The organism is Pantoea sp. EEL5 (genome assembly GCF_049892805.1).
In the GTDB taxonomy this organism is placed as follows: Bacteria; Pseudomonadota; Gammaproteobacteria; order Enterobacterales; family Enterobacteriaceae; genus Pantoea; species Pantoea ananatis.
In genome coordinates this window covers 1,615,561-1,639,304 of record NZ_JBNDNJ010000001.1, presented here as the reverse complement: position 1 = coordinate 1,639,304, position 23,744 = coordinate 1,615,561, and the positions used below count along the sequence as shown (strand labels likewise).

The 23,744-nt window shown below is 54.8% G+C and carries 21 protein-coding genes; 15 read left to right on the top strand and 6 right to left on the bottom strand.

Annotated features, from left to right (window positions below):
* The first annotated feature begins 8 nt into the window (after window positions 1–8).
* From cheA to flhE, 11 genes are all read left to right on the top strand, one after another.
* Window positions 9–2,003, top strand: coding sequence for a chemotaxis protein CheA (cheA, locus tag ACPXSQ_RS07820; protein ID WP_029568857.1), 1,995 nt, complete (start codon window positions 9–11; stop codon window positions 2,001–2,003).
* Between the two features lie 23 nt (window positions 2,004–2,026).
* Entirely contained in the window at window positions 2,027–2,524 is a 498-nt protein-coding gene (gene cheW / locus ACPXSQ_RS07815; protein WP_013026106.1) for a chemotaxis protein CheW, read from the top strand.
* A gap of 268 nt (window positions 2,525–2,792) precedes the next feature.
* On the top strand, window positions 2,793–4,355 hold the full coding sequence (locus ACPXSQ_RS07810; protein ID WP_014605658.1) for a methyl-accepting chemotaxis protein: 1,563 nt from the start codon (window positions 2,793–2,795) through the stop codon (window positions 4,353–4,355).
* 111 nt (window positions 4,356–4,466) lie between these two features.
* Window positions 4,467–6,143, top strand: coding sequence for a methyl-accepting chemotaxis protein (locus ACPXSQ_RS07805; protein ID WP_041457997.1), 1,677 nt, complete (start codon window positions 4,467–4,469; stop codon window positions 6,141–6,143).
* A gap of 82 nt (window positions 6,144–6,225) precedes the next feature.
* A complete protein-coding gene (gene cheR / locus ACPXSQ_RS07800; RefSeq protein WP_013026103.1) occupies window positions 6,226–7,098 on the top strand; it encodes a protein-glutamate O-methyltransferase CheR in 873 nt (290 codons plus the stop codon).
* A complete protein-coding gene (locus ACPXSQ_RS07795; protein ID WP_014605660.1) occupies window positions 7,098–8,147 on the top strand; it encodes a protein-glutamate methylesterase/protein-glutamine glutaminase in 1,050 nt (349 codons plus the stop codon). Before cheR ends, ACPXSQ_RS07795 begins: the two co-directional genes overlap by 1 nt.
* A 40-nt stretch (window positions 8,148–8,187) precedes the next feature.
* Window positions 8,188–8,577 (top strand): chemotaxis response regulator CheY, encoded by a 390-nt coding sequence (gene cheY, locus ACPXSQ_RS07790; RefSeq protein ID WP_013026101.1) that lies wholly within the window; start codon window positions 8,188–8,190, stop codon window positions 8,575–8,577.
* Window positions 8,578–8,586: 9 nt separating this feature from the next.
* Window positions 8,587–9,228 (top strand): protein phosphatase CheZ, encoded by a 642-nt coding sequence (gene cheZ, locus ACPXSQ_RS07785; RefSeq protein WP_014593904.1) that lies wholly within the window; start codon window positions 8,587–8,589, stop codon window positions 9,226–9,228.
* Window positions 9,229–9,430: 202 nt separating this feature from the next.
* Window positions 9,431–10,582, top strand: a complete 1,152-nt coding sequence (flhB, locus tag ACPXSQ_RS07780; RefSeq protein WP_014605661.1) for a flagellar biosynthesis protein FlhB — start codon at window positions 9,431–9,433, stop codon at window positions 10,580–10,582.
* Window positions 10,575–12,668, top strand: coding sequence for a flagellar biosynthesis protein FlhA (gene flhA, locus ACPXSQ_RS07775; RefSeq protein WP_014593902.1), 2,094 nt, complete (start codon window positions 10,575–10,577; stop codon window positions 12,666–12,668). The genes flhB and flhA overlap by 8 nt, the downstream gene beginning before the upstream one ends.
* Entirely contained in the window at window positions 12,665–13,057 is a 393-nt protein-coding gene (flhE, locus tag ACPXSQ_RS07770; RefSeq protein ID WP_013026097.1) for a flagellar protein FlhE, read from the top strand. Before flhA ends, flhE begins: the two co-directional genes overlap by 4 nt.
* A 95-nt stretch (window positions 13,058–13,152) precedes the next feature.
* Here the strand turns inward: flhE and aqpZ are convergent, their stop codons facing one another.
* Window positions 13,153–13,848, bottom strand: a complete 696-nt coding sequence (gene aqpZ / locus ACPXSQ_RS07765; protein WP_022623264.1) for an aquaporin Z — start codon at window positions 13,846–13,848, stop codon at window positions 13,153–13,155.
* A gap of 304 nt (window positions 13,849–14,152) precedes the next feature.
* On the bottom strand, window positions 14,153–15,883 hold the full coding sequence (argS, locus tag ACPXSQ_RS07760; RefSeq protein ID WP_013026095.1) for an arginine--tRNA ligase: 1,731 nt from the start codon (window positions 15,881–15,883) through the stop codon (window positions 14,153–14,155).
* Between the two features lie 629 nt (window positions 15,884–16,512).
* Between argS and ACPXSQ_RS07755 the strand changes: the two genes are divergently transcribed.
* Window positions 16,513–17,073: a VOC family protein gene (locus ACPXSQ_RS07755; RefSeq protein WP_013026094.1), complete on the top strand. Its 561-nt coding sequence runs from the start codon at window positions 16,513–16,515 to the stop codon at window positions 17,071–17,073.
* Here the strand turns inward: ACPXSQ_RS07755 and ACPXSQ_RS07750 are convergent.
* Window positions 17,070–18,212, bottom strand: a complete 1,143-nt coding sequence (locus tag ACPXSQ_RS07750; protein WP_013026093.1) for a MalY/PatB family protein — start codon at window positions 18,210–18,212, stop codon at window positions 17,070–17,072. The two genes, ACPXSQ_RS07755 and ACPXSQ_RS07750, sit on opposite strands and share 4 nt — an antisense overlap.
* Window positions 18,213–18,298: 86 nt before the next feature.
* On the opposite strand from ACPXSQ_RS07750, the gene cutC reads away from it, so the two are divergent.
* On the top strand, window positions 18,299–19,051 hold the full coding sequence (cutC, locus tag ACPXSQ_RS07745; RefSeq protein WP_013026092.1) for a copper homeostasis protein CutC: 753 nt from the start codon (window positions 18,299–18,301) through the stop codon (window positions 19,049–19,051).
* A gap of 242 nt (window positions 19,052–19,293) precedes the next feature.
* Window positions 19,294–20,139, top strand: a complete 846-nt coding sequence (locus ACPXSQ_RS07740; RefSeq protein WP_014605666.1) for a hypothetical protein — start codon at window positions 19,294–19,296, stop codon at window positions 20,137–20,139.
* A 3-nt stretch (window positions 20,140–20,142) separates the two neighbouring features.
* Here ACPXSQ_RS07740 and ACPXSQ_RS07735 read toward each other — a convergent pair whose 3' ends face one another.
* Window positions 20,143–21,237 carry a glycerol dehydrogenase gene (locus ACPXSQ_RS07735; RefSeq protein ID WP_014605667.1) on the bottom strand — a complete coding sequence of 365 codons (1,095 nt, stop codon included), beginning with the start codon at window positions 21,235–21,237 and terminating at the stop codon, window positions 20,143–20,145.
* 146 nt (window positions 21,238–21,383) lie between these two features.
* On the opposite strand from ACPXSQ_RS07735, the gene ACPXSQ_RS07730 reads away from it, so the two are divergent.
* Window positions 21,384–22,007 carry a LysE family translocator gene (locus ACPXSQ_RS07730; protein ID WP_033770444.1) on the top strand — a complete coding sequence of 208 codons (624 nt, stop codon included), beginning with the start codon at window positions 21,384–21,386 and terminating at the stop codon, window positions 22,005–22,007.
* Window positions 22,008–22,010: 3 nt separating this feature from the next.
* Here ACPXSQ_RS07730 and cmoB read toward each other — a convergent pair whose 3' ends face one another.
* On the bottom strand, window positions 22,011–22,979 hold the full coding sequence (cmoB, locus tag ACPXSQ_RS07725; RefSeq protein ID WP_024472103.1) for a tRNA 5-methoxyuridine(34)/uridine 5-oxyacetic acid(34) synthase CmoB: 969 nt from the start codon (window positions 22,977–22,979) through the stop codon (window positions 22,011–22,013).
* A complete protein-coding gene (gene cmoA / locus ACPXSQ_RS07720; protein ID WP_014593893.1) occupies window positions 22,976–23,704 on the bottom strand; it encodes a carboxy-S-adenosyl-L-methionine synthase CmoA in 729 nt (242 codons plus the stop codon). Before cmoA ends, cmoB begins: the two co-directional genes overlap by 4 nt.
* Window positions 23,705–23,744 lie beyond the last annotated feature (40 nt).

Below are 23,744 nucleotides of genomic sequence, written 5' to 3'. Positions count from 1 at the left end.
CCGTGAGCATGGACATCAGCGATTTTTACCAGACGTTTTTTGATGAAGCCGATGAGCTGTTAGCGGATATGGAGCAACACCTGTTGGGACTCGATCCCCAGGAACCTGACTCTGAACAGCTTAACGCCATCTTCCGCGCCGCCCACTCCATTAAAGGCGGGGCAGGAACCTTTGGTTTTACGGTTTTACAGGAAACAACCCATATCCTGGAAAACATTCTGGATGGTGCTCGTCGCGGCGAAATGCAGCTCAGCACCGACATCATCAATCTGTTTTTGGAAACTAAAGATATTATGCAGGAACAGCTCGATGCTTATAAAACCGCGCAAGAGCCTAACGCGGAAAGCTTCAAGTATATCTGTGAAGCATTACGCCAGCTGGCGTTAGAGGCTAAAGGTCTGCCGGTTGAAGCGCCGGTGGTGGTTGCCCTTGATGCACCGGTCAGTCAGGCAGAGTCCGCGCAAGCAGGCGCCGATGGCGTTCATCTGCAACTGGTCGATCTGAAAGAAAAAGACATTGATTTGATGCTGGAAGAGCTGGGTAACCTCGGCACAATCAGCGATGTCAAGAAAGGCAGCAACTCGCTTGAGTGCCACATTACGGGCGTTGGCAAAGACGATATCGTCGCCGTGCTCTGTTTTGTGATTGATGAATCCCAGATTCGCTTCCCGGAGGCGGGCGACGCAGCCCCAGCCGCGACAGCGCGCGCCGCTGAGCCTGAGGTGGCCGAAGTACAGACCGCGACCGTTACCGAATTGCCCGTTGCCGCAGCCAAACGCGAAAGCAAGCGCGTTGCCGCACCGGCGAAGACCAGCGAATCCAGCAGCATCCGTGTTGCCGTTGAGAAGGTCGATCAGCTGATTAACCTGGTGGGTGAGCTGGTGATCACGCAGTCAATGCTGGCACAGCGCTCTGGCGAACTGGATCCGGTGGCGCACGGCGAGCTGCTGAACAGCATGGGCCAGCTGGAGCGTAATGCGCGTGACCTGCAAGAGTCGGTGATGTCGATTCGTATGATGCCGATGGAATACGTATTCAGCCGCTTCCCGCGTCTGGTTCGCGATCTGGCCAGTAAACTGGGCAAAGAAGTCGAACTGACCTTACTCGGCAGCTCGACCGAACTGGATAAGAGCCTGATTGAACGCATTATCGATCCGTTAACGCACCTGGTGCGTAACAGCCTGGACCACGGCATTGAATCGCCTGATAAGCGTATTGCCGCAGGAAAAGTCGCGACGGGCAACCTGACGCTGTCCGCAGAACATCAGGGCGGCAACATCTGTATCGAAGTCTCCGATGACGGTGCGGGCCTCAACCGTGAGCGTATTCTTGCTAAAGCACTGTCATCCGGTCTACCGGTTCATGAAAACATGAGCGACGAAGAAGTCGGCATGTTGATTTTCGCGCCAGGCTTCTCCACCGCAGAACAGGTCACGGACGTGTCCGGCCGCGGCGTGGGCATGGACGTTGTGAAACGGAATATCCAGGAAATGGGTGGTCATGTCGAAATTGCCTCTAAACAGGGCAAAGGCACCACAATCCGTATCCTGCTGCCGCTGACGCTGGCCATCCTTGATGGCATGTCTGTACGCGTCGCGGATGAAGTCTTTATTCTGCCGCTGAATGCGGTGATGGAATCATTGCAGCCTCGCGCAGAAGAGTTGAAACCGCTGGCGGGTGGCGAATGTGTTCTGGAAGTCCGTGGCGAATATCTGCCGCTGGTTGAACTGTGGAACGTCTTTGATGTGAAAGATGCCAAAACAGAAGCGACACAGGGCATCGTGGTCATTTTGCAAAGCGCGGGCAAACGCTACGCCCTGTTGGTAGACCAGTTAATTGGTCAGCATCAGGTTGTTGTTAAAAACCTGGAAAGCAACTATCGCAAAGTACCAGGGATTTCAGCCGCCACCATCCTCGGCGATGGCAGCGTGGCGCTGATTGTTGACGTTTCGGCGTTGCAGTCACTTAACCGTGAAAAACGTGTGGCCGGCGCTGCCGCCTGATTGATAACGAAAGGGTAAATAACATGAGTGGAATGGCAACCGTGACAAAAATTGCTGGCGAAACCGTGGGCCAGGAGTTCCTGGTGTTCACGCTGGGTGATGAAGAGTACGGCATCGATATTCTTAAGGTTCAGGAAATTCGTGGTTACGATCAGGTAACCCGCATTGCCAACACGCCGGATTTTATTCGCGGCGTAACGAACCTGCGTGGCGTGATTGTGCCTATCATCGATTTGCGTGTGAAATTTGCACAGGCAGACGTTGAGTACAATGAGAATACGGTCGTAATCGTTCTTAATCTGGAAAACCGCGTCGTCGGTATCGTGGTTGATGGCGTGTCTGACGTGCTGTCGTTGACGCAGGAACAGATCCGTCCTTCACCTGAGTTTGCCGTGACAATGTCCACCGAGTACCTCACCGGTCTGGGTGCGCTCGGCGACCGCATGTTGATTCTGGTTGACATCGAGAAGCTGCTGAGCAGCGAAGAGATGGCGCTGGTCGATAACCTGCGTACGGCATAATCCTTCTTCACGGGTCAGTCCAGGCTGGCCCGTGAGGTTCTGTGTCTTGTGTACAGCCTGAATTAGTGTGATCCGCTTAACCCACGCATCGCTTCCACCTCTCATTTTTCCCCTGTTGTCTGTGACCTGGGCCACTAAAAAACACCCTCAGCTGATATCAATAATTACAAAAGCCCTAATTGCCGCTTTTTCACTGAAGTTGACTAAACCCTCTCTCTTTCCCGCCGATACAGCCCCTGCACTTTACTTTTTATGCTCGGGGAAAAAGATGTTAAAACGAATAAAAGTCGTGACCAGTCTTATCGCGGTACTGATGCTTTTCGGTGCCATGCAGCTGCTGTCAGGCAGCCTGTTCTGGTCAGCGCTGAATAATGATAAAGAGGCCTTTGCACTGTCACAAATTTCCACCCGGAACGTTGCGGCGATGACCGATGCCTATATGGCGCTGAACCAGTCTCGTACCACCCTCAACCGCGCAATGTTGCGCCTGCAAACCAGCCTGGCGTCTCAAATGAACGGCGGCCAGCTGGACAGCCTGACAGAGAAAGCCGTTAACGAGGCGAATAAAGGTGAGCAGTACCTGGCAGAATTTAACGCGATTCCGGAAACACCGGGCGCAGATACGGAAATGCGCGATCGACTGCAAAACGATTTTAAGGCCTATCTGACCGGTCTGCGCGGCATGATCGCCAGCCTGAAAGCGAAAGATCTGGAAGGCATGTTTAAACAAAATATTGAACAGAAGCAGCAGGCGATGCAGGCCACCTATTCCGCATGGCGCCTGAAGCAAAGCGAACTGTCCGCACACGGCGCAGAGCAGAATCAACAGGCCTTCACGCAGATGATGTGGATGCTCGGCATGGTGGGCGTGCTGGTGATTGTGGTTATTCTGGGCTGCTGGTTTGGACTGCGTCAGCTCTTGATTCAACCGCTTCAACGTCTGCTGGTGGATATTCGCACCATTGCTTCTGGCGACCTGACGCAACCCATTCTGGTGGAAGGCCGCAATGAGATGAGCCAACTGGCCGCCGGCATCCATGAGATGCAGCATTCGTTGGTATCGACCGTGGGTGAGGTTCGCAGTGGGTGTGATGCCATTTTCACCGGCGCCAGTGAAATCGCGGCCGGGAATAACGATCTGTCTGCGCGTACGGAAGAGCAGGCAGCTTCGCTTGAACAAACGGCAGCCAGCATGGAGCAGTTAACGGCGACGGTAAAACAGAACGCAGATAACGCACGTCAGGCTTCTCAACTGGCACAAACCGCATCCGAAACCGCGCTGCAGGGCGGTAAAGTGGTGGATGGCGTGGTGACCACCATGCAGGAAATTGCCGGCAGTTCGAAGAAAATCGCAGACATTATCAGCGTTATCGACGGCATTGCTTTCCAGACCAATATTCTGGCGCTTAACGCTGCCGTAGAAGCGGCGCGTGCCGGTGAGCAGGGCCGTGGCTTTGCCGTGGTGGCGGGTGAAGTCCGCAGTCTGGCACAGCGCAGTGCTCAGGCAGCAAAAGAGATCAAAGGGTTAATCGAAGATTCAGTGGCACGCGTTAACAGCGGCTCGCTTCAGGTTGAAAGCGCGGGCAGCACTATGAATAACATCGTGGGCGCGGTAACACGCGTGACCGATATCATGGGCGAAATCGCTTCTGCATCTGACGAGCAAAGTCGCGGCATCGATCAGGTGGGCCAGGCCGTAACAGAAATGGATCGTGTGACACAGCAGAACGCCTCGCTGGTCGAAGAGTCAGCCGCCGCGGCCGCCGCGCTGGAGCAACAGGCCAGCGCCCTGTCCCAGGCCGTATCCGTCTTTAAAATCTCGCGCGTTTAAGTTTTCCCAACCTCTTTTTACGGCCAGCGTGAACCTGTCTTCACGCTGGCCGTAAAGTTCCGCACGTCCGGGCCGATAAACAGAATCGAATTGCTAATGAATGAGGTTTCTATGTTTAGTCGAGTACGTGTTGTCTCCGGTCTTCTCTGTGTATTGGCACTGTTCGCGCTACTGCAAATTTTTTCGGGTGGCGTGTTCTATAAGACGGTGACAGAAGATAAAGAAAATTTTGCCTATAACCAACGTCTGAGTACGCTTCAACGCGCCATGGGCACCTCTTGGGTCGCACTGGTACAGGCGCGAAATACCTTAAACCGCGCCGGGATCCGTTATTTGCAGGATGGGCAAATGGCCGGCTCAGGTGCCACCGTTAAAGAGCTGGTGGCGCTGGCAGATAGTGAATTAAAGCGTGCGGAAGAAGGCTATGCCATGTTCAATGCCAATCTTTCTGAGAAAGGCAAAACTGCAGAAAACGTACTGACGCTGCAGGCAAACTATAAGCAATTCCATGACGGACTCGCGGAACTGATCGTATTTCTTGGCAACGGTAACTTTAAAGGGTTTGTAGACCAGCCGACGCAGAGCTATCAGGACAAATTCCAGAAAGACTACGATGCCTGGCTAAACTACAACCTTCAACTCAGTCAGCAGGGCGTGGATGCCAACAATGCCGCCTATCAACGCATGATTATGCTGGTTGTAGGGACGCTGTTGGTCACGCTGTTGGTGATTGTGCTGGTCTGGAACCTGATGCGCAGCCTGCTTATTCGACCGCTCAAAGAGAGCATTGAACATATTCAGCACATCGCAGGCGGCGATCTCACGCAGCCCATCAACATTAGCGTACGTAATGAAATTGGCGATCTGCTGACCTCGCTGCAGGACATGCAACGTTCTCTGGTGCGCACCGTCAGCACCGTGCGAGACGGCGCAGATGCAATTTATACCGGGGCCAGCGAAATCGCCGTCGGTAATAACGATCTTTCTTCCCGAACCGAACAGCAGGCGGCATCGCTGGAGCAAACGGCGGCCAGCATGGAAGAACTTACCGCGACCGTAAAACAAAATGCGGAAAATGCCCGTCAGGCTTCAAAGCTGGCGCTTAATGCCTCTGAAACCGCGCAGCAGGGTGGCAAAGTCGTTGATGGCGTGGTCACGACCATGAAAGAAATTGCCGGCAGCTCACGGAAAATTGCGGACATTATCAGCGTCATTGATGGTATCGCTTTCCAGACCAACATCCTGGCGTTGAACGCAGCGGTTGAAGCCGCGCGAGCTGGCGAACAGGGACGAGGCTTTGCCGTGGTAGCCGGTGAGGTTCGTAACCTGGCCCAGCGCAGCGCACAGGCGGCAAAAGAGATTAAAGGCCTGATTGAAGACTCCGTTGGTCGCGTTAACACCGGCTCAGTGCTGGTTGAGAGCGCGGGCGATACCATGAATGAGATCGTCAGTGCGGTGACGCGCGTGACCGACATCATGGGTGAAATTGCCTCTGCATCCGACGAACAGAGCCGTGGTATTGACCAGGTCGGTCAGGCAGTGACGGAGATGGATCGCGTAACACAACAGAACGCCTCGCTGGTGGAAGAGTCTGCTGCAGCCGCTGCGGCGCTGGAAGATCAGGCCAGTAACTTAAAACAAGCGGTTTCTGCCTTCAATATTGGTAAAGAAATTGTCACGCAGGCCGTTAACAAGACTACGGCGGCAAAAAATTTACGTTTAGAAAGTCCGTCAGAAGGCATTCGCCAGCCATCACCGCGCGGTGATGAGAACTGGGAAACCTTTTAATTGCCTGGATGGCCCAGCCGCTGAGACGCGGTTGGGCGTAGCAGCAGATGTTCAACAGGTTTAGTTCAGGCCAGGTGCAAAGATGAAGAAATCGACGTTATTAGATCAACCGGAAGCGACGACGCTGCTGTCACAAATGGTGCAGCGTCTGCCCCTGTCCGATACCCATTTTCGCCGTATCAGCCAGCTCATCTATCAGCGTGCGGGTATCGTGCTGGCCGATCACAAGCGCGAGATGGTTTACAACCGTCTGGTTCGTCGTCTGCGCACGCTGAATATCGATGATTTTGGTCGCTATCTGGCCCTGCTGGAAAATGATCCAAACAGTGCTGAGTGGCAGGCGTTTATTAATGCGTTAACCACTAACCTGACAGCGTTTTTCCGCGAGGCGCATCATTTTCCAATCCTTGCGGAGCATGCACGTAAACGTCAGGGAAATTTTAGCGTCTGGAGTACGGCAGCGTCCACCGGCGAAGAACCTTACTCTATCGCGATTACGTTGGCTGAAACCTTAGGCATGGGACCGGGTAAATTCCAGGTACATGCCAGCGATATCGATACCCAGGTTTTGGAGAAAGCCGTGGCGGGCGTTTACCGCCAGGAAGAGCTGCGTACGCTGTCGCCCGCGCAGTTACAGCGTTTCTTTTTACGCGGTACAGGTCCACATGCTGGCATGGTTCGTGTCCGTTCCGAACTGGCGAACATGGTGAACTATACCCAGCTTAACCTGCTGGCAAATGACTGGGCCTTACCGGGACCGTTCGATGCGATCTTCTGCCGCAACGTAATGATCTATTTCGATAAAGAAACACAAGAAAAAATTCTACGTCGTTTTGTTCCTCTGCTTAAGCCCGGCGGCATTCTCTTTGCCGGACACTCAGAGAACTTCAGCCAGATTAGTAAAGAGTTTTGGCTGCGTGGGCAAACCGTGTATGGACTGACGAAGGAAAGATGATGAGCAAAATTACCGTGATGTGCGTAGACGACTCTGCGCTGATGCGGCAACTGATGACCGAAATCATCAACAGTCATCCTGATATGGAAATGGTGGCTACGGCCCCGGATCCGTTAGTGGCACGCGATCTGATTAAACAGTTTAATCCGCAGGTGTTAACGCTGGATGTTGAAATGCCGCGCATGGACGGCCTGGACTTTCTTGAAAAACTGATGCGTTTACGGCCCATGCCCGTGGTCATGGTGTCATCCCTGACCGGACAGGGCTCAGAAATCACGCTGCGCGCGCTGGAGTTAGGTGCGATCGATTTCGTGACGAAGCCGCAGCTAGGCATTCGTGAAGGCATGCTGGCCTACAGCCAGATGATTGGCGACAAAATTCGCGCGGCGGCCCGGGCGCGCCTGCATGTTCGTAACGTTATGCCCGCGCCGGTCACGCTGAAAGCCGGCCCGTTGCTGAGTAGTGAAAAGTTGATTGCCATTGGTTCATCAACCGGTGGCACAGAGGCGATTCGCCACGTTTTACAGCCGTTACCGGCCACCAGTCCGGCACTGCTGATTACGCAACATATGCCACCGGGCTTTACCCGATCTTTTGCCGAGCGGCTGAACAAGCTGTGTCAGATCACGGTGAAAGAAGCGGAAGATGGCGAGCGTATTCTTCCCGGCCATGCCTACATTGCGCCTGGCGCAATGCACATGGAACTGGGGCGCAGCGGAGCGAACTACGTGGTGAAGCTGAATGAAGGCCCCCCGGTTAACCGGCATAAACCTTCAGTGGATGTCTTGTTTAAATCGGTTGCGATTAACGCCGGGCGTAATGCCGTCGGCGTCATCCTGACCGGTATGGGTAACGATGGGGCAGCAGGCATGCTGGAAATGCATCGTGCCGGCGCCTGGACCATCGCGCAAAATGAAGCAAGTTGTGTCGTTTTTGGCATGCCACGCGAGGCGATAGCCAGCGGCGGCGTGAGCGAAGTAGTAGATTTAAGCAACATCAGCCAGCACATGCTGGCGAAAATTAGCGCCGGACAGGCATTGCGTATATAACCAGGCCCGTCCTGCCGGGCGAGATAACACAGGAGTAGATATGGCTGATAAAAACATGCGCTTTTTGGTAGTGGACGACTTCAATACGATGCGTCGTATTGTACGTAACCTGCTGAAAGAGCTTGGTTTCAATAACGTAGAAGAAGCGGAAGACGGCGTTGATGCGCTAGGCAAACTGAAAGCAGGTGGTTTCGATTTCGTTATCTCTGACTGGAATATGCCAAATATGGATGGCCTGCAACTGCTGCAGACTATTCGTGCCGATGCTGCCATGGCGAGCCTGCCAGTTTTAATGGTGACGGCAGAAGCGAAGAAAGAAAACATTATTGCTGCCGCTCAGGCGGGTGCAAGCGGCTATGTAGTCAAGCCGTTTACTGCAGCCACGCTTGAAGAAAAGCTGGGCAAAATTTTCGAAAAACTGGGTATGTAAGGAGATGTGATGAGCGACCTTCCGAAATCAGCTGAGCAAGCCGCGGCACACGATATCATTTCCCGCATCGGTTCACTGACCCGCATGCTGCGTGACAGTCTGCGTGAGCTGGGGCTGGATCAGGCCATTGCAGAAGCTGCTGAAGCCATTCCTGACGCCCGCGACCGTCTGGACTATGTAGTGCAAAAGACCGCTCAGGCGGCCGACAGGGCGCTGAACAGCGTCGAAGCAGCGCAACCGCACCAGGACAAAATGGAAGCGGGCGCGATTGCGCTGAAAGGACGCTGGGATGCGTGGTTTGAAAATCCAATTGAACTTGCCGACGCGCGGGAGCTGGTGACGGATACGCGTGAGTATTTAGGGGAAGTGCCTACGCACACCTCTTTTACTAACAAGCAGTTGCTCGACATCATGATGGCGCAGGATTTCCAGGACCTTACTGGTCAGGTCATCAAGCGCATGATGGATGTGATCCAGGAAATCGAGCGCCAGCTGTTGATGGTGCTGCTGGAAAACATGCCAGAAGTGAGCGCCGAGAAACGTCAGGTTGGCACCACGCTGCTTAACGGACCTCAGGTCAATGCCGCTGCGCCAGGCGTCGTAGCGAATCAGGACCAGGTTGATGACCTGCTGGACAGCCTGGGTTTCTAACCGCGAGTCTGTCTGGTCATCGCCGATCCGTTAACGGTTGGCGATTGCCGCCCCTTCTAAGATGGCCTGTTTCTGACAGGCCACTTCTCTTTTCTCTTTTGCCATCCGTGAAAGAGCGCGCATTTTTCACGTTTTATCCACGCTTTAACCAAACCCAAATTTGGCATTCTATGCTCAGAATTCCTGCCAACCGAGGTTTGTGGTGTCAGAAAATAGCGACGAAGAAAAAACAGAATCGCCCACGGCCCACCGACTTGAGAAAGCACGTGAAGAAGGCCAGATTCCGCGTTCGCGCGAGTTGACCTCATTACTGATGCTGTTAGCCGGCATCATGATTTTATGGGTCGGCGGTGCCATGATGGCCCACCGGCTGGCCGCGATGGTGTCAACCGGATTACGATTTGACCATGCCATGGTGACCGATGACAAAATCATCATTGCGCATGTGGGCAATCTGATTATGCAGGCCATTGCGGCGCTGCTCCCGCTGCTGGGCGGGCTGGTTCTGGTCGCGATTGCCTCGCCAATGCTGCTGGGCGGCGTGGTGATCAGTGGAAAATCCATTAAGGTCGATTTTGGCAAACTGAACCCGCTGTCTGGTTTAAAGCGTATGTTTGCCGCTCAGGCCTGGACCGAACTGTTTAAAGGCATCCTGAAGACTATTCTGGTCGGTTGTGTTGCAGGCTGGTACGTCTGGAGCCACTGGCCCGATATGCTGCGTCTGATTGCCGAATCACCGACAACGGCACTGATTCACGGCATGGATATGATTGCCATCTGCTGCTCGCTGGTCATGCTCGGGTTGATCCCCATGGTGGGCTATGACGTTTTCTGGCAACTGTACAGCCATTTTAAAAAGCTGCGCATGTCGCGTCAGGAAATTCGTGATGAACATAAACAGCAAGAGGGTGATCCGCACGTGAAAGGGCGCATCCGCCAGCAGATGCGCGCAGCCGCCCGACGTCGCATGATGGCCGATGTTCCCAAAGCCGATGTTATCGTCACCAACCCAACGCACTACTCGGTTGCCTTGCAATATAACGAGAAAAAGATGAGCGCGCCGAAGGTCATCGCCAAGGGCGCAGGGGATATTGCCTTACGCATTCGTGAACTGGGCGCGGAACACCGTATTCCGGTTCTGGAAGCGCCGCCACTGGCGCGTGCGCTGTACCGACATACTGAAATTGGACAACACATTCCGGGTGCGCTCTATGGCGCCGTCGCGGAAGTGCTGGCCTGGGTCTGGCAGCTACGTCGCTGGAAGCGCGAAGGTGGCCTGATCCCGGTAAAACCTAAAGACCTGCCGGTCCCGGCAGAGATGGACTTTGCAGGAGAGAACACAAACGATGGCTAATCTGGCCGCTAAATTACGCCTACCGGGCAACTTCAAAGATATGCAGTGGCAGGTGCTTGCTGGCCCGGTACTGATCATCATGATTTTATCGATGATGGTTCTGCCGTTACCGCCATTCATCCTTGATCTGTTGTTCACCTTCAACATCGCCTTGTCGATCATGGTGCTGCTGGTGGCGATGTTTACCCAGCGCACGCTGGAGTTTGCGGCGTTTCCAACCATCCTGCTGTTTTCGACCTTGCTGCGCCTGGCGCTTAACGTTGCCTCAACCCGTATCATTTTACTGGACGGCCACACCGGGGCCGCCGCCGCCGGACGGGTGGTGGAAGCCTTTGGCCACTTCCTGGTCGGGGGCAACTTTGCCATCGGTATTGTGGTGTTTATCATCCTGGTGATTATCAACTTTATGGTTATCACCAAAGGTGCCGGCCGTATCGCTGAAGTGGGCGCGCGCTTTGTTCTTGACGGGATGCCCGGTAAGCAGATGGCCATCGACGCCGACCTGAATGCCGGTCTGATCGGTGAAGATGAAGCGAAACGCCGCCGTGCTGAAGTCACCCAGGAAGCCGACTTCTACGGTTCAATGGACGGTGCCAGTAAGTTCGTACGTGGTGATGCCATCGCCGGCATTTTGATCATGGTAATCAACGTGATTGGCGGGCTGTTGGTCGGTATCGTGCAGCACGGCATGGATGCAGGACATGCGGCAGAAACCTATACGTTGCTGACTATCGGTGATGGTCTGGTTGCTCAGATCCCGGCGCTGGTTATCTCGACTGCGGCGGGTGTTATTGTGACGCGCGTGGCAACCGATCAGGACGTCGGCGAGCAGATGGTTGGCCAGCTGTTTAAAGATCCTCGCGTACTGATGCTGAGCGGCGGCGTAATCGGTTTGCTGGGCCTGGTGCCGGGCATGCCGAACTTCGTTTTCCTGCTGTTTACGGCGGCCTTACTGGGGCTGGCATGGTGGTTACGTGGCCGCGAAATGCAGCCGAAAAAGAGTGTCGAATCACCCAGCAGCCTCACCAAATCTATGGAAACACCCGCATCGGCCGAAGCGTCCTGGACCGATGTTCAGCTGGAAGATACCCTGGGAATGGAAGTGGGCTATCGCCTGATTCCGATGGTCGATCATAATCAAAACGGTGAACTGCTGGGGCGTATCCGCAGTATCCGTAAGAAGGTGGCGCAGGACGTCGGCTTCCTGCCACCGGTGGTGCATATCCGTGACAATATGGAATTACCGCCGGCCCGCTATCGCATTTTGATGAAGGGCGTAGAAATTGGCAGTGGTGACGCGTATCCGGGGCGCTGGATGGCGATTAACCCCGGCACCGCAGCGGGCACCTTGCCGGGTGAAGCCACCGTCGATCCGGCGTTTGGCCTGGCGGCCGTGTGGATTGATGGCGCGCTGAAAGAGCAGGCCCAGATCCAGGGCTTTACCGTGGTCGAAGCCAGTACGGTGGTGGCAACCCATCTTAATCATCTGATTGGTCAGTATGCCAGCGAGCTGTTTGGTCGCCAGGAGGCGCAACAGCTGCTGGATCGCGTCTCGTCTGAAATGCCTAAACTGACTGAAGATCTGGTGCCGGGCGTCATTACCCTGACAACCCTGCATAAAGTGCTGCAAAACCTGCTGGTGGAGCGCGTCTCTATTCGCGACATGCGCACCATCATTGAAACGCTGGCAGAGCACGCGCCGGTTCAAAGCGATCCGCAGGAGTTGACCAGCGTGGTGCGTGTCGCGTTGGGTCGTGCAATCACCCAACAATGGTTCCCGGGCAACGGTGAAGTTCAGGTTATTGGCCTGGATGCTACGCTGGAACGCCTGTTACTGCAGGCTCTGCAGGGCGGTGGTGGACTGGAGCCGGGGCTTGCCGATCGTCTGCTGGCCCAGACGCAGGAAGCCTTACAGCGTCAGGAGATGATGGGCGCGCCGCCGGTCTTACTGGTAAACCATCCATTACGTGCGTTACTGGCGCGCTTCCTGCGTCGCAACATGCCGCAGCTGGTGGTGCTGTCCAACATGGAATTAAGCGACAATCGTCAGATTCGCATGACCGCCACCATCGGAGGCAAACAATGAGATCGATGATGCTGTTTGCACTGCTCCTGCCGCTGTCTGCCCAGGCCGCTGACGGCGCCTGGAGCGCCAGCGCGGCGGGCCCGCTGATGGCCAATCGCGGTAGCTGGCAATCCTCACAGCCCTTAACGCCGCCGGGCGACGTAAAAGGGGCAATGACCGTGGTGAACTGGCGCTATCAGCTCACCCGGCCTGCGCCATCGGGCCTGCAGGTCCGGCTTTGTGCGGCGCAGCGCTGTACCGAACTGGACGGTGCCAACGGCGCGACGCGGGGTCTGACCGGCGTGACCGCGGATGAAACATTGCATATGGTGTTTGGTTTCGCTGGAAGCGGCAGCTTACCGCCCGGGCTGAAAGTGGTCAGTACAGACGTGACGGTTAATTACCAGTAAGCCTGATTATTTCATTGTTAAGACAGACCGGCAGCGATCGTGCAGGCGTGCACGATCGCTGCCGGTCTGCATAATGAAGTCATTTTCGCATTAAATCAGTCTGTGCTTCGCAGCAAAAAACGAGAGATCAACCCGCCAGCCACACCGCCCACCATCGGCACCAGCCAGAACACCCACAGCTGCTGCAAGGCCCAGGTTCCCTGGAACAGCGCCATCGCCGTACTGCGCGCCGGGTTTACCGACGTATTGGTCACGGGGATGCTAATTAAATGAATGAGCGTTAAGGCCAGGCCAATGGCGATGGGCGCGAAACCCGCAGGCGCGCGTTTATCGGTCGCCCCCTGAATAATGATCAGGAAAAAGGCGCTGAGTACCAGTTCAGTGACCACTGCGGCACAAAGGCTGTAGCCCCCGGGGGAGTGTTCGCCAAAGCCGTTAGCCGCGAACCCGCTGGTGGTGGCATCAAAATCAGACTGACCACTTGCAATCACATACAGCACGGCCGCCGCCGCGATACCGCCCGCGACCTGCATAATGATATAGGGCAAAATGGCCTGATATCCGATACGGCCGCCCGCCCATAAACCCAGCGTGACGGCAGGATTAAAATGGCCGCCCGAAAGATGACCCACAGCAAAAGCCATCGTCAGCACGGCAAGGCCGAAAGCCAGAGCCACTCCGGCAAAGCCAATCCCGGTTTGCGGAAAGGTTGCCGCCAGCAGGGCGCTTCCACAACCCGCCAAGACTAACCAGAATGTGCCGATGAATTCGGCAAACGCTTTTTTAATCATCAACTTTGTTTCCTTTCTCGTTAACAGGTCAAGACCTGATGAAATGCGGGCTTATAGTAGAGCGCGCGCATAAGAAAGGAATAACCCCATGATCTTACGCAGATAAACAGGACATTATGGCTGCATGGGCCAGTTTGTCCGTTGCTATGCATCATGATGTCTGGTTTTCAGGCGATAGCGGGCCGATTCATATCGTGGGCAGAGCAGGCGGCGAAAACAACGGTCGCGGAAATCATGACGCGGCGGCGGGGAAGGCAGCGAAGGCAGGCGCCGGGCCACGGTGGGCACTCAGCGCCTGAAGAGGTTACATGCGATCGACGGTTTTGATACCCAGCGTGTCCAGCCCCAGTTTCAGGGTTTTGGCGGTCAGGGCAGCAATCTGTAACCGGCTCTGACGGGTCGCTTCATCTTCGGCCGCCAGAATCGGGCAATGCTCGTAGAAGCCGGAGAACAGGCCAGCCACGTCATAGAGGTACGCACACATCACATGCGGCGTGCCGTCACGGGCAACCTGAGTAATGACTTCTTCAAACTGCAGTAGGCGTGTAGCCAGCAGGGCTTCACGATCGTCCGTCAGGGTGATGTCGGCCTGAATCGCGTCGGCTTCAATACCGGCCTTACGGAATACCGACAGGACACGCGTGTAAGCGTACTGCATATAAGGCGCGGTGTTACCTTCAAACGCCAGCATGTTGTCCCAGTCAAAGATATAATCCGTGGTGCGGCTCTTTGACAGATCGGCATATTTTACAGCGCTGACGCCGACGACTTCCGCAAGTGCACGCCGCTCTTCTTCGCTCATCTCCGGGTTTTTTTCGCTGACCAGCGAGTAAGCACGATCGTAAGCTTCATCCAGTAGATCCGAAAGTTTGATGGTGCCGCCGCTGCGGGTCTTAAACGGACGACCGTCTTTACCCAGCATCATGCCAAATGCATGGTGCTCAAGCGGCACAGATTCAGGCACATAACCGGCTTTACGCACGATGGTCCACGCCTGCTGTAAATGCTGATGCTGGCGCGAGTCGATGTAATAAATCACCCGATCGGCATGCAGCGTTTCGTAGCGGTATTTGGCGCAGGCAATATCGGTAGTGGTGTAAAGATAGCCGCCGTCTTTCTTCTGAATGATGACGCCCATAGGCTCACCTTCTTTATTCTGGTATTCATCCAGAAAGACCACGGTCGCACCTTCGCTCTCAACGGCTAACCCTTTCGCTTTGAGGTCGGCAACAATACCCGGCAGCATGTCGTTGTAAAGGCTCTCGCCCATGACATCTTTGCGGGTCAGCGTGACGTTAAGGCGGTCATAGATATGCTGGTTCTGGCTCATGGTGATATCAACCAGCTTTTTCCACATCTGACGGCAGTAGTCATCGCCGCCTTGTAACTTCACCACGTAGCGACGTGCGCGCTCAGCAAATTCCGGATCTTCATCGTAGGTGCGCTTGGCTTCACGGTAAAACCCTTCTAAGTCAGCCAGCGCCATTTCGGCATGGTTTTCGTTCTGCTGTTTCTCAAGGAAAGCTATCAGCATACCGAACTGCGTTCCCCAGTCGCCAACGTGGTTGGCACGGATGACGTTATGGCCCAGAAACGCCAGAGTGCGGACAGCGGCATCACCAATAATGGTGGAGCGGACGTGGCCGACGTGCATTTCTTTCGCGACGTTCGGGGCAGAGTAATCCACGACGATAGTCTGAGGTTCAACGCAGGCAACGCCGAGTCGCGGATGCTGAAGGGCATTCCTGGCATGTTCTGCCAGCCAGCCACGATCGAGAAAGATGTTAATAAACCCGGGTCCGGCAATCTCAACCTTGCTGGCAATACCGGTAAGATCCAGATGTTGAATAACAGTTTCAGCTAATTGTCGCGGCGCCTGGCCCAGTTTTTTAGCCACGGCCATGATGCCGTTTGCCTGATAATCACCAAACTGAACTTTGGCCGACTGGCGAACCTGAGGTTCGCAATCGGAGGGAGCACCAGCCAGCACCATAGCCTGACTGACTTTTGCGGAAAGAAGCGCCTGAATATTCACCGGGTTACCTTACATATGCTAAGAAAAGCACGCTGACAGCGCAGCGCGCTTCATCCTCATTCTGCCGGAGGCGATAACCAGAGTAATCACCAGGCAGAACGGAAAAAAATGAGGGGAAAAGTATACGTGAATTGTCAGCTTGAGTCAGTAACTGGATAAACGCGGAGAAACAGAGCTGAGAATGTTTCCCAAAGGATTAGCGGCGGCGCGCGCGGCGCGCATTTTTAACGCTTTTGTCATCTCGCACCTTCCAGTGGCGCGCAAGGGCAAATCCCATCAGTGCGATCAATGTTGCCACTACGATGAGCATAGTCATAAAAACTTTCCTTATAATGGTATTGATGCAAATTTATAAGAAAGGTGACGCGGCTGCAATCGTGTTGGCGGTAAATGGGAATTGTCTTATGGCATTAATTAACGTCAATTTAAACAGATGGTTAGGTGGTTTTTGTCAACTTAAGGGTGGATCTAAAAAGAAGATAAGTCTGAATTGAAAGCGTAATTTATCTGCTTTAATGGAAAAGAATCACGTAAATAAGATGAATCTCACCATTATGTCGTTTAGGATTTAATGCTAACAATGAGTTACGATATTTAAGTCTGTAAATTTTAGAGGGGCAGAGGCAACCGTGAGCACCACCTTTCCATCAGAACTGGACGATTTACGCGAAGATTTGGCCGCTTTCGAACAACGGTTACAAAGTTTTTCACAGCGACTCGGATTAGATAATGCCGGACTCGATGTCGATCATGTCGCGGTTCGCTGTCACCAAAACACCACCGCCGAACGTTGGCAGCAGGGTCTGGCGAAAATGGGCCAGCAATTTTCGGCAGCGATGATCAATGGTCGTCCTGTCTGCCTGTTCAAACTGCATCAGCCGCTCCAGATTGCCGGCTGGCATATCGACGTGGTGGAGTTACCCTGGCCCGGCGAGAAACGCTATCGCCATGAAGGCTGGGAGCATGTGGAAGTGGTATTAAGGGGCGAGCCAGAAACGCTTGGGATGCGGGCAATGGCGTTGCTGTCCGACCATGCACTGTCCCAACCCGGTATTTCGTTCAAGACCAGCTCGCCAAAAGGGGAAAATGAACGTTTGCCTAATCCTACCCTCGCAGTAACCGACGGGGAAACCACGATAAAGTTTCACCCGTGGAGCCTGGAAGAGATCGTGGCCAGTGAGCAGTCTTAACCCAGGGCGTCAACCGCGCGTTTAAGCCGCTTTGCCGCTTCTTCCAGCAGCGCGCGTGGGCAACCGAAGTTGATACGCACGAAACGATCATCGCCAAAATCGCGACCCGGTGAGAAACCCAGCCCGTACTTTTCAAAATAGAGTGCCGGGCTGGCAACCGGCAATGCGCTGGCATCAATCCAGCCGAGATAGCTGCCTTCTGGTGACACCATCGAGAGTCCGGGGAGCGCATTGACCTGTTCAACCAGCCAGTCACGATTACCGCGCAGATAGTCCAGCTGTGCATCAAGCCAGTCATCATTGTCGCGCCAGGCAACCTCTGCGGCCACCAGTGCCAGAATATCAACCGAGGGAACGATGCCCTGGCGGACGGCGTTGAAACGTTCACGCAGTGCCGGGTCAGGGATGATGGCGACGGATGCGCCCAGGCCTGCGATGTTAAAGGTTTTCGAGGGCGAAAGCAGCGTGACGCTGCGCCGCGCGGCATCGTCGCTCAGGGAGGCGAACGGGATGTGCTGCAGGCCCTGTGTTAACAGCAGGTCGCAATGGATTTCGTCAGAACAGACAATCAGGTCGTGCTGCTGAGCAAACGCCAGCTGGGCCTCCAGCTCTTCCCGGCGATAAACCGTACCGCCAGGATTCTGGGGATTACACAGCATCAACAGCTTTTTGTCCTGCATTTTCCCTTCGGCCGCGCTCAGGTCCATGACCCAGCGCCCGTCCTGTAATATTAATGGCAGACTCAGTTGGTCGCGTTCCGCCAGTTTAGCGGCAGAGCGAAAAGGGGGATAAATCGGTAAGGGTGCCACGGTACCTTGCGGTGGCTGAGTAAAGGCGCGGACCGACAGATTTAAGCCGCAGACAACGCCGGGCAAGACAACAACCCATTCAGGATCGACCTGCCAGTGATAACGTGATGCACAGCGGGCGATAAGGGCCGCAATCAACCCCTGGGGCTTATCGCCATAGCCGAAAACGCCGTGGTCAACGCGGGCTTTAATGGCTTCAATGATACGCTCAGGCGATCGGAAATCCGTATCGGCGACCCACAGTGGCAGAATATCCTGACCCGCATATTTGTGCCATTTAAGACTATCACTGTGACGGCGGTCTATCCGTTGGTCAAAATTGAATGTCATAGTTAGTTTTCCACGTAAACTGTTCTAAGGGATAAGCGTACCTGACGAATTTGGCGTGAACAGGAAGCCATGTAAAGGAGAAGACAATGACGACACTGGAAATTTGTTGCTATGGGGTGGATTGTGCATTAACCGCCCAGCAGGCGGGAGCCGATCGCATAGAGCTTTGCGCCGCGCCGCGTGAAGGCGGGCTGACGCCTTCTGCAGGCATGCTGGAGGTCGCCCGTCGTGACATTTCAGTTCCGGTGCATCCTATTGTTCGCCCTCGCGGTGGCGACTTTTGCTATTCCAGCCGTGAATTTGAAACGATGAAGTCAGACGTGGCGCGTATCCGTGAGCTGGGTTTTCCCGGCATCGTTCTGGGCATGCTGGATGAAGATGCCAATATCCATGCCAGTCAGATGCGACAAATCATGGCCCTGTGCGACGGGATGGCGGTGACTTTTCACCGCGCCTTCGATCTGTGCCATCGGCCCAAGCGTTCGCTTGATGTGCTGACGGATTTTGGCGTCAGGCGCATCCTGACATCTGGCCAGCAACAAAGCGCGGAAAACGGAATTGCATTATTGAGGGAACTTAATGAATACAGCGCAGGTCCAATCATTATGGCCGGTGCTGGCGTTCGCCTCAGCAACCTGCAAAAGTTTCTGGATGCGGATATTCGCGAGGTACACAGCTCGGCCAGCCACCTTGTGGCATCCCCGATGCGCTACCGTAAAGTGGGTGTTTCCATGTGTTCCGAAGCCGAAATTGATGAGTTCAGCCGCAACTGCGTCGATGGCGATGTCGTTGAGGCAATGAAAAGTGTGATGCAAATGAATACCGCCCGGGTGGCTTGACTTATGACCAGTTTTGCCGCGCAGCACGCCGATTGATGACGTGATGTTTGCAAGTACCAAACCCCAGTAAATTTGCTGGGGTATTTTTTGCCCAAAATTCCTTCAGCGCCCTTTATCGTCGTGCCCGCGAGGCTGAATTCAGTCGCTGCTGGCGCTGAGAGAAGAATTCCGCTTTCCATCATCCGTCGGTTCCTGCTATTTAGGGTAAACCGTTTACGACATTGACGTCCGAGGTGCACACCATGCGATGCGTTCTGCTGTCCGCTGTGATTACGTTATTCTCCTTTCCCACCGCCTGGGCCGCAGCCTCATGTCAGCCATACAGTAAAGCGGTGACCAACAGCAATAACTGGATCCTGCTGGGCGGCAGTGCCAAAGGTCAGGTGCGTCAGGTGATCGCCGGCGAGTTTGGTAAAGACGTCAACTCACAGAAACGGGTACTGGGGCAGTTTGATCGCTGTGGCGATCTGCTGGTGGCGGACATCAGCTATGACAAAAATGAGCGTAACGTCATCCTGAGCATGGAACAGCACCTGGTTCGGGTTCAGGACGGCTGGGTTGCGGAATATGCCTATCTGGTTAAAGTCATCAAGCAGGGCAGTGAAGTGGTGGTCGATAACCGTCAGGGCACCATTCAGTGGCAGAAGGGCAAAAACGGCAACATCATCAGCGCATCGGATAAATTTATCAGCATGGGTAAAGACGGGTTTACGGATACGACTTACCGTTATGATAAACGTTTCCACTTACTAAAAAGTATTGCGCGAGGTACCGATCCCGTCAGCAACGGGGAATACCGTTATGAGTGGAATCCACAAGGTCTGGTCACCCGTTCGACCTCTGCCCGCCGCAAAGATACCTACACCTATGATAACCAGTGGCGGGAACGGCGCCTGAATGGCACCGCAACGACAGACGTCAGCACATTGCGCACCGTGGATGAATGCCAGTTCTGGGATGAGAAGGGCAACTGCACGCTGAGTTATCTGAATGAAACGGAAGTGTTCGAGAAAGGGACGATTCAACGCCACCTCAGCGCAGTCTATAAATACCAGTACTGGGATAAACCCGCTGAGGTGACGGAATAGCCGTTATTTTACCGTTTGACTGAACGCATCCAGCCCCAGCAGCGCATGGGCAATTTGCTCCGGTGCCAGGTTGGGGTTAAGGTTTTTCAGCGTATCGCCTTCACTGTTTGCCAGTGCGCCTATTTTCACCAGATTTTCCCAGCTTTCGCCCTCCAGATGCATCTCTTTCAGGGTGGTGGGCATCTTGATCGAGCGATAGAAACGGATGTAGCGTGCGATCTCCTCGTCCGGACGCTGCTCCAGCACCATCTGGGTTAAGGTACCGTAGGCCACTTTCTCGCCGTGGGTGAGATGATGGATATCGCCTTCAATAGCAGTAAAACCATTGTGAATGGCGTGCGCAGCTGCCAGGCCGGCATTTTCGAATCCCAGGCCCGACAGCAAGGTATTCGCTTCCACCACCGCTTCCACCGCCGGCGTCACGCGTTTTTCCGAAACGGCAACATAGGCACTGTAACCCCAGGTCAGCAGGGTTTCCTCACAGGCACGGGCGATGGCTAGCCCGGCAATGGTCGGATCGCCATTGACCATCGATTTGGCATGGCTGCGGGCTACCGCCTGGGCTTCCACCCAGGTTGCGAGGCCATCCGCAATGCCCGAGGCAAACAGGCGGGCAGGCGCAGCGGCACAGACGGCGGTATCCACCAGCACCAGATCGGGGTTCTTATTGTAGAAGCGATAGCTCTCAAACACGCCGCTGTCAGAATAGATAACGGAGAGTGCGCTACAGGGCGCATCGGTAGAGGCAATCGTGGGAACGATCACCACCGGTTGTTGGATCTCATCAGCCACTGCCTTAACGGTATCCAGCGTTTTACCGCCGCCCAGCCCGATGACCACGTTGCAGTTCTGCTGTTGCGCCTGCTGGCTCAACCGGGTGATTTCATTACTGGACGCCTCGCCATTGAACTGCTGGCGCACCACGTTCACGCCCGCCTTTGTGAGCGTGGCCTGAGCCCGTTCACCGATCAGTCCCCAGACGACATCGTCCGCGACCACAAAAGCCTGAGTACCCAGTTCGGTGACGTAGCTCCCCAGTTCATCGAGTACGCCTGCACCTTGCACATATTTGCGCGGTGACGAGAAAATAAATTTCATAAACGTTGCTCCTGGTTGCATAAATCATGGCCGTGATCGGCCCGTTGATAAAGCCCTTAAAAGGGTAGCAGCTAATGGGGGTTTGCTGGCTGTACAGACAAAAAACCGCTTGTTATTGTGAGCGGATGTTTACCGGGGATACGCTTATGACGGCTTCGTTGCTCTCTTTCCTGCTGGCTATTATTATTTTGACCCTGACGCCGGGCTTTGATACGGCGTTGATCCTGCGATCGGCCGCCGCACAGGGCTGGCAGCGTGCCAGTGCCACGGCGCTGGGCGTGGCAACCGGCTGTTTGCTCTGGGGCATTGCGGTAGGGCTGGGATTAGGCGCGCTGCTGCTGGCGTCGGAGATGGCTTATAACCTGCTGAAGTGGGCTGGCGCCGCTTACCTCCTCTATCTGGGCATTAAGCTGCTGTGGCATCCGCGCGCCCAAAGCGTGTCAATGCATGCCGAGGCCGCGGCTCAGCAACGTCATCTTGCCTGCTTCACGCGTGGATTATTGGGGAATCTGCTGAATCCCAAGGTGGGCGTTTTCTATGTGACTTTTTTGCCCCAGTTCATTCCGCAGGGCGCCTCTGTCCCGATCTGGTGCAGCCTGATGGCATTGACGCACATGCTGGTGGGGTTGGCATGGAGCACGGTGCTGATCGGCAGCAGCCACTATTTTGCTGAGCAGTTAAAACGGCCACGAATAGTCAAAATCATGGACCGTTTAACGGGCTGCGTCTTTATTGGTTTTGCGGCGAAACTGGCGCTGTCTCGCCGCTGAGGGTCAGGGTTTGGTGGCAACCAGAACGGCGCGCAGCGGTGCGGGATAACCTTCAATGGTTTTGCTGCTGTCGTCGGGATCCAGAAACTCGGCCAGTGATTCACTGGTCATCCAGCTGGTACGACGTTGCTCTTCCGTCGAGGTCAGGGCAAAGTCGACAATGCGCACGTTAACAAAGCCACACTTCTCCAGCCAGCTTTTCAGCGCCTCGGCAGAGGGAATAAAATAGACGTTGCGCATCTGCGCATAGCGTTCGCCCGGCACCAGCACCTGGTTCACATCGCCTTCGATCACCAGCGTTTCCAGTACCAGCTCGCCGCCGCTGACCAGCTGATTTTTTAGCTGAAGGAGGTGGTCAAGGGGGGAACGGCGATGATACAGCACGCCCATCGAAAAGACCGTGTCGAACGCCTGGAGCGCCGGCAGTTGTTCAATGCCCAGCGGCAGTAAATGGGCGCGACGGTCATCATTCAACAGCTTACGCACGGCTTCGAACTGGCATAAAAACAGCTGCATGGGATCGATACCCACAACCAGATGCGCACCCGCACCGATCATCCGCCACATGTGATAGCCGCTGCCGCAGCCGACATCCAGCACGGTTCGTCCGGCCAGCGAGGAAATATGAGGCAGCACGCGCTCCCATTTCCAGTCAGAACGCCATTCGGTGTTAATCTCCGTTCCGTACAGGGAATAAGGGCCTTTGCGCCACGGCATCAAATTGCGTAGTAGTTTCTCAATGCCCTGACGATGACGATCGCTGATGTCATCCCGATCGGCGCTTACGCTGTTCAGCAGGTCCAGCCGCTGGGGTTCCAGCAGCGGTAAGTATTCCAGCGACTTGTACCAGTCACGGAAGTGCCCGTGCAGATTCTCCCGCTGCCAGTCGCTAATCTGTGCAGGCAGCACGTCAAGCCATTTTGCCAGGGGGCCAACGGCGATTTGCTGATAAAAACGGCCAAAGTCGATCATTTTAATGCCACCAACGAACCAAAATTAAAGCACTGAAACCATAATTCAGCGTGCGAAAAGCCCGCCTGCTTAAGACGAGCCTTATGCGCTTCCACACTGTCGGTCAGCATGACGTTTTCCAGCATGCTGCGCTTCTGGCTAATCTCCAGTTCGCTGTAGCCGTTGGCGCGCTTAAAGTCATGATGCATGTTAAACAGCAGTTCGCCGACATCACGATCTTCAAAGCTGAACTTCTCCGAGAGAACGAGGGCTCCGCCGGGATTCAGCCCCTGCCAGATTTTACTGAGCAGCGTAAGACGGGCAGGCGGCTCAAGAAACTGCAGGGTGAAATTGAGCACCACCAGAGAGGCATTTTCAATCTCAATGTCACAGATGTCCGCTTCCACCACGGTAACCGGCGTGTCGGCGCGAAAGGCATCGATATGGCGGCGGCAACGTTCGACCATGGCCGGAGAGTTGTCTACGGCGATAATCTGGCAGCCTGGCACGTGAATATTACGACGCACCGAAAGTGTGGCGGCACCGAGTGAGCAGCCCAGGTCAAACACCTGGCTGTTGGGCTGGACGAAGCGTTCTGCCAGCATGCCAATCATCGAAATGATATTGGAATAGCCGGGCACCGAGCGCTGAATCATGTCGGGAAACACTTCAGCGACACGTTCGTCAAAGGTCCAGTCGCCCAGTTTTTCAATGGGCGCAGAAAAGAGTTGATCGCGATCAGACATATCGAAAATCCGAAGAGACGGCGGAAAGGGCGCTATTCTG